General features: G+C 70.6%; 9 protein-coding genes and 1 pseudogene. All 10 read left to right on the top strand.

Annotated features, from left to right (window positions below; all coding sequences use genetic code 11):
- A partial coding sequence (locus tag WA805_RS05125; protein ID WP_425241772.1) for an SbcC/MukB-like Walker B domain-containing protein occupies positions 1-627 on the top strand: 627 nt, incomplete at its 5' end.
- Positions 628-898: 271 nt separating this feature from the next.
- Positions 899-1,381 (top strand): universal stress protein, encoded by a 483-nt coding sequence (locus tag WA805_RS05120; RefSeq protein WP_422337860.1) that lies wholly within the window; start codon positions 899-901, stop codon positions 1,379-1,381.
- Entirely contained in the window at positions 1,372-1,713 is a 342-nt protein-coding gene (locus WA805_RS05115) for a GNAT family N-acetyltransferase (protein ID WP_422290221.1), read from the top strand. The genes WA805_RS05120 and WA805_RS05115 overlap by 10 nt, the downstream gene beginning before the upstream one ends.
- 51 nt (positions 1,714-1,764) lie before the next feature.
- Positions 1,765-2,682 carry a 2-hydroxyacid dehydrogenase gene (locus tag WA805_RS05110; RefSeq protein ID WP_422282271.1) on the top strand — a complete coding sequence of 306 codons (918 nt, stop codon included), beginning with the start codon at positions 1,765-1,767 and terminating at the stop codon, positions 2,680-2,682.
- A 25-nt stretch (positions 2,683-2,707) separates the two neighbouring features.
- Positions 2,708-4,423 carry an FAD-dependent oxidoreductase gene (locus WA805_RS05105; RefSeq protein WP_422290219.1) on the top strand — a complete coding sequence of 572 codons (1,716 nt, stop codon included), beginning with the start codon at positions 2,708-2,710 and terminating at the stop codon, positions 4,421-4,423.
- Complete coding sequence (locus WA805_RS05100) at positions 4,420-5,925, top strand: ATP-binding protein (protein WP_425241771.1); 1,506 nt, start codon at positions 4,420-4,422, stop codon at positions 5,923-5,925. The genes WA805_RS05105 and WA805_RS05100 overlap by 4 nt, the downstream gene beginning before the upstream one ends.
- An 18-nt stretch (positions 5,926-5,943) precedes the next feature.
- A complete protein-coding gene (locus WA805_RS05095; protein WP_422337858.1) occupies positions 5,944-6,297 on the top strand; it encodes a UBP-type zinc finger domain-containing protein in 354 nt (117 codons plus the stop codon).
- On the top strand, positions 6,294-6,893 hold the full coding sequence (locus tag WA805_RS05090; protein WP_422290216.1) for a molybdopterin-dependent oxidoreductase: 600 nt from the start codon (positions 6,294-6,296) through the stop codon (positions 6,891-6,893). Before WA805_RS05095 ends, WA805_RS05090 begins: the two co-directional genes overlap by 4 nt.
- A complete protein-coding gene (locus WA805_RS05085) occupies positions 6,863-7,594 on the top strand; it encodes a ferredoxin reductase (protein ID WP_422282281.1) in 732 nt (243 codons plus the stop codon). Before WA805_RS05090 ends, WA805_RS05085 begins: the two co-directional genes overlap by 31 nt.
- A 78-nt stretch (positions 7,595-7,672) precedes the next feature.
- Positions 7,673-8,244: pseudogene (locus tag WA805_RS05080) on the top strand (hypothetical protein); the annotation flags it as partial.

Here is an 8,244-nt window from a genome sequence, read left to right as displayed (position 1 = left end):
ACCCACACCGCCGCGCAGCTCGCCGCGCTGAGGCCGCAGCTCGAGGACGCGATCGCCGCCCTGGAGCCACTGCGCAAGCGCGCCGAGGAAGCGCGCCAGCTGGCCGACCTCGCCGCCGGCCTCGGCGCCAACCAGTACCGCATGACCCTGTCCAGCTTCGTCCTCGCCGCACGCCTCGAGGAGGTCGCCAAGGCGGCGAGCGAGCGCCTGCGGACCATGACCGCGGGCCGTTTCACCCTCGTGCACACCGACACCCGCCGCGGCGGCGGCAAGGCGGGGCTCGGGCTGCTGGCCTGCGACGCGTGGACCGGCGTCGACCGCGACACGAGCACGCTGTCCGGCGGCGAGACGTTCCTCGCCAGCCTCGCGCTCGCGCTCGGCCTCGCCGACGTGGTGACCGCCGAGGCGGCAGGCACCCCGATGGAGGCGCTGTTCGTGGACGAGGGCTTCGGCACCCTGGACGAGGACACTCTCGACGAGGTGATGAACGTCCTCGACGGCCTGCGGGCCGGCGGCCGGATCGTGGGCATCGTCAGCCACGTCGCCGAACTCCGCCAGCGCATCCCCGCCCAGGTGCACGTCCGCAAGGGCCACCACGGCAGCCACGTCACGGTCACCGTGGGCTAGCTGCGGGCGAACCATGGCGGCCGGGAGGCGCCACGGGCCCGTTCAGAAACTGAAATCTCATTTAACGCAATGTGCATGGAACCGTTACATGGCGCTCGATTGACTGGTGATTACCTGCGAAAATCTCCTGGGGGGGTCTCGTACTATCCCGGTCCCCGGTTTACCATCGGTCCTTGGGAGGCTACACAAACGAACGAAACCCCTGACGAACCGCTGAGGGGAGACGGCGGACAGGCAGCGTCAGGCGGCTATCGGCAGGAGGGGTTCGGGCATGTCGGTTTCTGCGGTGCGGCGCATTGTTGTCGGAGTTGACGGCTCGGCTGAATCCGCCGCGGCGCTCCGCTGGGCTTGCCGTGAGGCAGCGCTGCGCCGCGCGGAAGTGCACGCGATCTATGTCCGGGAGGCGCCGTACTACAGCATGGCCAGCTACGCGGTGCCCGCCCACGGTTACCCGGGCGACGTGGACGCGGACATGATGTGGAAGTCGGTGCTCCCTGAGCTCGAGCCGGGCGTGCTGGTCCGCACCGAGGTAGCCGACGGGCTCGCCGCGCGCGTGCTGCTCGAGAGCTGCGCGGGGGCGGACATGCTGGTCCTCGGCACCGCTGGTGACATGCCGGGCGCGGGATGGTCGCCGGGCCCGGTGATCCGCGCGTGCCTGCGCCGCGCGCCGTGCCCGGTGGTCGTGATCAGCGCCGTGCAGGACCCGCTCCCGGTCGGCGCCGGAGCGCCCGTTCCCGCGGGCGCGTGGCGGTAGCGGACGCCGCAGGGGACGCGGCGGACGCCGACCCGGTTGTCACCGATAACCCCGCGGAGTCCAGGTATGAGCTGCACCTCGGCGGCGAGCTCGCGGGTTCCGTCAGGTACCACCTGCGCGGCCAGCAGATCACCCTGATCCACACGGAGGTCGATCCCCGGTTCCAGGGCGCCGGGCTGGCCACCCACCTGGCCAGGTACAGCCTCGACGACGCCAGGAAGCGGAACCTGGCCGTGCTGCCCTCCTGCCCGTACATCCGCTCCTGGATCCGCAAGCACCCCGAATACGCGGACCTGGTACCGGACGGCAGGCGCGCCGAGTTCGGCCTCTAGACTGGCAGCCGGCAAAACAACGGGCCCAGCGAGCTACCAGGCGGAGGCGACGTGACGCGGGTATGGCTGCCCGATCCACCGGAGACCGTAGCATCGCTGCAACCCCTGCCCGACGGCATCGAAGCCGACGTATGGACCGGCGGTGAGCTGCCCGGCACGAAGGACGAGGTCGAGTTCATCGTCCTGCCCATGGGCTCGAAGCCGGCCCTGCTGGATGCGATCACCAAGCTGCCCAGGCTGAAGGTCATCCAGCTCTTGTCCGCCGGCGCCGAGCAGGTCGTCGGCCACGTCCCCGCGGGCATCACCCTCTGCAACGCGCGCGGCGCGCACGACGCGGCGACCGCGGAGTGGACGGTGGGCGCCATCGTGGCCAGCACGCGGAACTTCCCCCGCTTCGTCCGGGCGCAGGAAGCCGGCGAATGGGATTTCGCGGTCAGCGAATCCGTGGCGGGCAAGCGCGTGCTGATCGTCGGCTACGGCTCGATCGGCGCCGCGGTGGAGCGGCGGCTGGCCGGCTGGGAGGTGACGATCGAGCGGATCGCGCGGCACCCCAGGGAAGGCGTGCGGCCCATCACGGAACTGCACGAGGCGCTCGAGCAGGCTGACGTTGTCGTCATACTCGTCCCGGTCACCGACGAGACCAGGCATCTCGTCGACGCGAAGTTCCTGCGCAGCATGAAGGACGGCGCGCTGCTGGTGAACGCGGCCCGCGGCCCGATCGTGGACACCGACGCGCTGCTGAAGGAGCTCACCGCCCAGCGCATCACGGCCGCGCTCGACGTCACGGACCCCGAGCCGCTGCCGCCGGGCCACCCGCTGTGGAAGGCGCCGGGCCTGCTGCTCACCCCGCACGTGGGCGGCGCCATCACCGGGGCGCGCGACCGCGCCTACGCGGTCGTCAGGGATCAGCTGGCCCGCTACGCCGCTGGCGAACCGCTGCGGAACGTCATCGGCCCCCGGGGATATTAGGAGTACCCCGGCTTACGATGGGGGCATGGTGACGGAACCGACGACCGCGGCGGACGGGGCCGCCCAGGCCCCCAGCCAGCCAGGCCAGGAGACACGTCCGGTCATCGTGACCGTGGACGACGACCCGCAGGTGTCCCGCGCGGTCGCGCGCGACCTGCGCAGGCGGTACGGGGAGAACAACAGGATCGTGCGCGCCGAGTCGGGCCAGGACGCCCTCGACGCGATGCGGCAGATGAAGCTGCGCGGCGACCAGGTCGCGGTCATCCTGGCGGACTACCGGATGCCGGGCATGAACGGCCTTGAGTTCCTCGAGCGGGCGATGGACGTCTACCCGTTCGCCAAGCGGGTGCTGCTGACCGCGTACGCGGACACCAACGCGGCGATCGACGCGATCAACATCGTCGACCTCGACTACTACCTGCTCAAGCCGTGGGACCCGCCGGAGGAGAAGCTCTACCCGCCGGTGGACGAACTCCTCGGCGCCTGGCGCCGGGAGGAAAGGAAGCCGGTCAGGGAGGCCAAGCTGGTCGGGCACCGCTGGTCGGCGCCGTCGTCGCAGCTGCGCGACTTCCTGGCCCGCAACCAGGTGCCTTACCACTGGTACTCGAGCGACGAGCCGGAAGGACAGCGGCTGCTCGAGGCGGCCGGCACGGACGGCCACCACGTGCCGGTGCTGATCACGGTCGACGGCGAGGCTCTGATCATGCCGAGCAGCGCCGAGGTCGCCGCCAAGGTGGGGCTGGCGACCACCCCGGAGCGCGACTTCTACGACCTGGTCGTTATCGGCGGCGGCCCCGGCGGGCTCGGTGCCGCGGTCTACGGCGCCTCCGAGGGGCTGCGCACGCTGCTCGTCGAGAAGTTCGCGACCGGCGGGCAGGCGGGGCAGAGCTCGCGGATCGAGAACTACCTCGGCTTCCCTGAAGGGGTGTCCGGCGGCCAGCTCACCGACCGGGCGCGGCGGCAGGCCGTCAAGTTCGGCGCCGAGCTGCTGACGACCCGCGAGGCGACCGGGCTGGAGATCAACGGCCCGGCCAGGACGGTGCGGCTCAACGACGGTTCCGCGATCGACGCGCAGGCGATCATCCTGGCCACCGGCGTCTCCTACCGGCAGCTGAACGCGCCAGGCTGCGACCGGGTGCAGAACGCGGGCGTCTTCTACGGCGCGGCGCTCACCGAGGCCGAGGGCTGCAAGGACCAGGACGTGTACGTGGTCGGCGGCGCGAACTCCGCCGGGCAGGCCGCCGTGTACCTGTCCAGGTACGCCAGGTCGGTGACGTTGCTGGTGCGCGCGGGCTCGCTCGAGCAGTCGATGTCGTACTACCTCATCCAGCAGATCGCCGGCATCGACCAGATCACCGTCCGCACCTGCACCGAGGTCGCCGAGGTGCTCGGCGACAGCCACCTGGAGCGGCTCGAGCTGCGCGACCTGAACAGCGGGAGCCTGGAAACAGTCGACGCCAGTCAGTTGTTCATATTCATCGGAGCGGCGCCGAGGACCAGCTGGCTCGACGGCGTGGTGGCCCGCGACGAGCGCGGGTTCGTCCTGGCCGGGCTGGACCTGACCGAGGATCACCTCGCCGAATGGCCGCTGGACCGCCAGCCGTTCCACCTGGAGACAAACGTCCCCGGGGTCTTCGCCGTGGGTGACGTGCGGGCCGAGTCCGCCAAACGGGTCGCGTCCGCCGTGGGAGAGGGAGCCATGGCAGTGATGTTCGTGCACAGGTACCTGGAGCCAAAATGACCGCCACCGACGTCCCCGACGTCCCCGACGCCCCCCGCGTCACGATCACCCAGTGCAACCCGGCGGAACTGCGCACGCTGTTCCTGTTCGAGAAGCTCACGGACGAGCAGCTGCAACGGCTCTGCGCCGAGGGCCACGTGGAGATCATCGAGCCTGGCCAGGTGTTCCGCGAGGGCGACCCCGCCGAGTGCCTGTACGTCCTCATCGAGGGCACCGTGGTGCTGTCGAGGAACGTCGGCGGGGACGACGTCGAGATCAGCAGGACCAGCCAGCGGGGCGTCTACGCCGGCTCCTTCCAGGCCTACCTCAGGGACCGGGTGCCGCAGGTCTACCCCAACTCGCTGCGGGTCACCGAGCCGTCCACGTTCTACGTCCTCGGCGCGCAGTGCTTCGCGCAGATCATGACCGAGTGGTTCCCGATGGCGGTGCACCTGCTCGAGGGGCTGTTCTTCGGCGGTCAGCGGACCCGCGAGGCGGTCGGCCAGCGGGAGCGGCTGCTCGCGCTCGGCTCGCTGACCGCGGGCCTGACCCACGAGCTGAATAACCCCGCCGCCGCGGCGGTGCGGGCGACGGCGAGCCTGCGCGAGCGGGTCGCCGGGATGCGCGGCAAGCTGCGGCTGATCGCGGCAGGCAAGTACGAGCGCTCCAGCCTGGAGTCGATCATCGAGCTGCAGCAGCGCGCCGTGGAAAAAGTCTCCAAGGCGCCCAAGCTCAGCCCGCTCGAGACGTCCGACGCGGAAGACGAGCTCAGCGACTGGCTGGAGGACCACGGCATCCACGACGGCTGGCAGCTCGCGCCCACGTTCGTGCAGGCCGGGCTCGACACGGAGTGGCTGAACCAGGTGAGCGACTGCGTCGGCGCGCAGATGCTCGAACCCGCGCTGCGCTGGCTGAACTACACCGTCGAGACCGAACTGCTGATGAACGAGATCGAGGACGCGACGACCCGGGTCTCCACCCTGGTCGGCGCCGCCAAGCAGTACTCGCAGCTGGACCGCGCGCCGTTCCAGGTCGTGGACGTGCATGACCTGCTGGACAGCACCCTGCTGATGATGGCCGCGAAGATCGGCAAGGGCGTGCATATCGTCAAGGACTACGACCGCTCGCTGCCGCCGATCCCGGCCTTCGCCACCGAGCTCAACCAGGTCTGGACGAACCTGATCGACAACGCGGTGTCGGCGATGCGCGGGACAGGCACGCTGACCATCCGCACGGCGCGGGACGACGGCAGCGTCCTCGTCGAAGTGGGCGACGACGGCCCCGGCATCCCTGACGACATCAAGGAGCGGATCTTCGAGCCGTTCTTCACCACCAAGCCGGTCGGTGAGGGCACCGGGCTCGGCCTGGACATCGCCTGGCGGATCGTGGTGAACAAGCATCACGGCGACCTGCGGGTCGAATCGCAGCCTGGCGACACCCGCTTCGAGGTCCGGCTCCCCATCCAGCAAGAACAGCCGGAACAGCCGGAACAGCCGGAACAGGCGCAACAGCCGCAACAATAACCGCAGGAGGCGTAACCGATGACCGAGATACAGGGCGTCGACCCGTCCGTGCCGCCGAGCGGTACCGGCTGCGTCGAGTGCGAAGCGGTTCAAGGCTGGTGGCTGCACCTGCGGCGGTGCACGCAGTGCGGCCACATCGGCTGCTGCGACAACTCGCCGGCCCAGCACGCAACCAGCCACGCGAAGAACACCGGTCACCCGGTGATCCGCAGCTTCGAGCCTGGCGAGGTCTGGTTCTGGTCCTACCCGGAGGAGGACTTCTACGAGTCCGGCCCGGAACTCGCCCCGCCGCAGCACCACCCGATGGACCAGCCCGTCCCCGGCCCGGCCGGCCGGGTGCCGCGGGACTGGCGGGCTAAGCTGAACCCGTGAGCGTTATCTCTCGCGGCTTCCACGGCCGCAGGGGCGGCGACGTGCGGCTGCCCCCCGGTCAGTACCTGGAGCGCGGCTTCCCGGTGCTGTCGGCCGGCCCGACGCCCCGGATCAGCACCGACACCTGGCAGTTCACGATCACCACGGAGACCGGTGACACGGCCGCCCGCTGGAACTGGCAGCAGCTCATGGCCCTGCCGCAGGTGGACGTCGCGACGGACATCCACTGCGTGACCAAGTGGTCGAAGCTGAACACGCACTGGCGCGGCGTCTCGCTCGACACCCTGCTCGACGGCGTCCAGACGAACGCCGGCTACGTGATGGCCCACTCCTCCGGCGGCTACACCACGAACCTGCCGCTGCCGGACATCCGCGACGGTAAGGCGTGGGTGGTCTACGAGTACGAGGGCGAGCCGCTGCGCCCGGAGCACGGCGGGCCGATCCGCATGCTGGTGCCACACCTGTATTTCTGGAAGTCCGCGAAGTGGGTCAACGGCCTGACCTTGATGCTCCACGACAAGCACGGCTTCTGGGAGGACCTCGGCTACCACGACTACGGCGATCCGTGGCGCGAGCAGCGGTACCAGGGCGACTGATCTGGCGCGTCGCCACCGTCGACGCGACCAAAGACGAGACCGCGACCGCGCGCACCCTCGTGCTCGACGTGCCCGGCTGGCCCGGCCACCTGGCCGGCCAGCACGTGGACGTGAAGCTGACCGCCGAGGACGGTTACTCCGTGGAGCGCTCGTACTCGATCGCCTCCGCGGCTGACGGGACCCGCCTCAAGCTCACCGTGCAGCGCATCGCCGACGGCGAGGTCTCCCCGTACCTGACCGGGGATCTCCAGCCCGGCGACCAGCTGGAGCTGCGCGGCCCGATCGGCGGCTGGTTCGTCTGGAACCCGTCCTCGACCGCACCGGTGCTGCTGGTGGCCGGCGGCAGCGGCGTGGTCCCGCTGATGGCCATGATCCGCGCGGACAAGGACAAGGTTCCCGTCCGGCTGATCTATTCGGTCCGCTCTCCCGCCGACGTCCTCTACGGTCCCGAGTTGTCAGAACGGGCCCGTGTTTCACCCCTCACCCTCACCTACCTGTACACCCGTGCCGCGCCCGCGGGGATGCCCGTCGGCCGCATCAACGCGGACATCCTCGCCGCGGCGGGCTGGCCGCCGGACAGCAAGCCGGCCGTCTTCGTCTGCGGCCCGACCGGTTTCGTGGAGGCCGCCGCCAACCTGCTGGTGGCCGCCGGCCATGACCCCGCGGCGGTCAAGACCGAACGCTTCGGTCCCACCAGCTAGCCGCCAGGGACCTTCGTCCCGTCGCTGCGCGGCCAAGGACCCTGGGCGCCGTCTCACGCGCCGCGTGATCGTCAGGGAATGAGCTACCGGCAACCCAGCGTGACCCAGGGCGCGGCGGAACAAGCGCGGCTTCTCGCCGGCAACGCCCGGTACCTGATCGCCACGGCCGCCCGGGCGCCGTCGATCCATAACAGCCAGCCGTGGCGGTTCCGGGTGGACGCGGATGCGGTCGAGCTGTGGGCCGACCCCGCGCGCAAGACGCGTGACGATGCGATCGGCAGGGAGATGCTGATCAGCTGCGGCGCGGCGCTGTTCGGGCTGCGGCTGGCCGTCCGGTCCCTCGGGTACCTGCCCATGGTGGACCTGCTGCCGGATCCAGCGCAGCTGCGGCTGCTGGCCCGGGTGCGGGTCGGCACGGGCGCTAGGGTCATCGGGCGCAGCGAGCTGGAGCGGCGGATGCTCGCGGCTGTGCCGCACCGGCACACCCATCGCGGCCCCTTCCTGGCGGAGCCGCTGCCGCCCGGGCTGCTCGCCGGGCTGCAGAACGACGCGCTGACCGAAGGGGCGACGCTGGTGCTGGTCGGCGACGGCCTGCCGGCCGACCGGCTGGCCAGGCTGGTCGCCGCGGGCCGCCGCGCGGACCTGGATCC

It is taken from the genome of Trebonia sp. (assembly GCF_049794275.1).
GTDB lineage: Bacteria > Actinomycetota > Actinomycetes > Streptosporangiales > Streptosporangiaceae > Trebonia.
The sequence above is the reverse complement of the archived record's forward strand: the minus strand, read 5'-3'. Positions and strand labels throughout refer to the sequence as shown.

Excerpts from the sequence above, each read along its gene's own strand:
- WA805_RS05095 (WP_422337858.1), top strand. The coding sequence starts at position 5,944 with ATGACCGAGATACAGGGCGTCGACCCGTCCGTGCCGCCGAGCGGTACC.
- WA805_RS05120 (WP_422337860.1), top strand. The coding sequence starts at position 899 with ATGTCGGTTTCTGCGGTGCGGCGCATTGTTGTCGGAGTTGACGGCTCG.
- WA805_RS05105 (WP_422290219.1), top strand. The coding sequence starts at position 2,708 with ATGGTGACGGAACCGACGACCGCGGCGGACGGGGCCGCCCAGGCCCCC.
- WA805_RS05100 (WP_425241771.1), top strand. The coding sequence starts at position 4,420 with ATGACCGCCACCGACGTCCCCGACGTCCCCGACGCCCCCCGCGTCACG.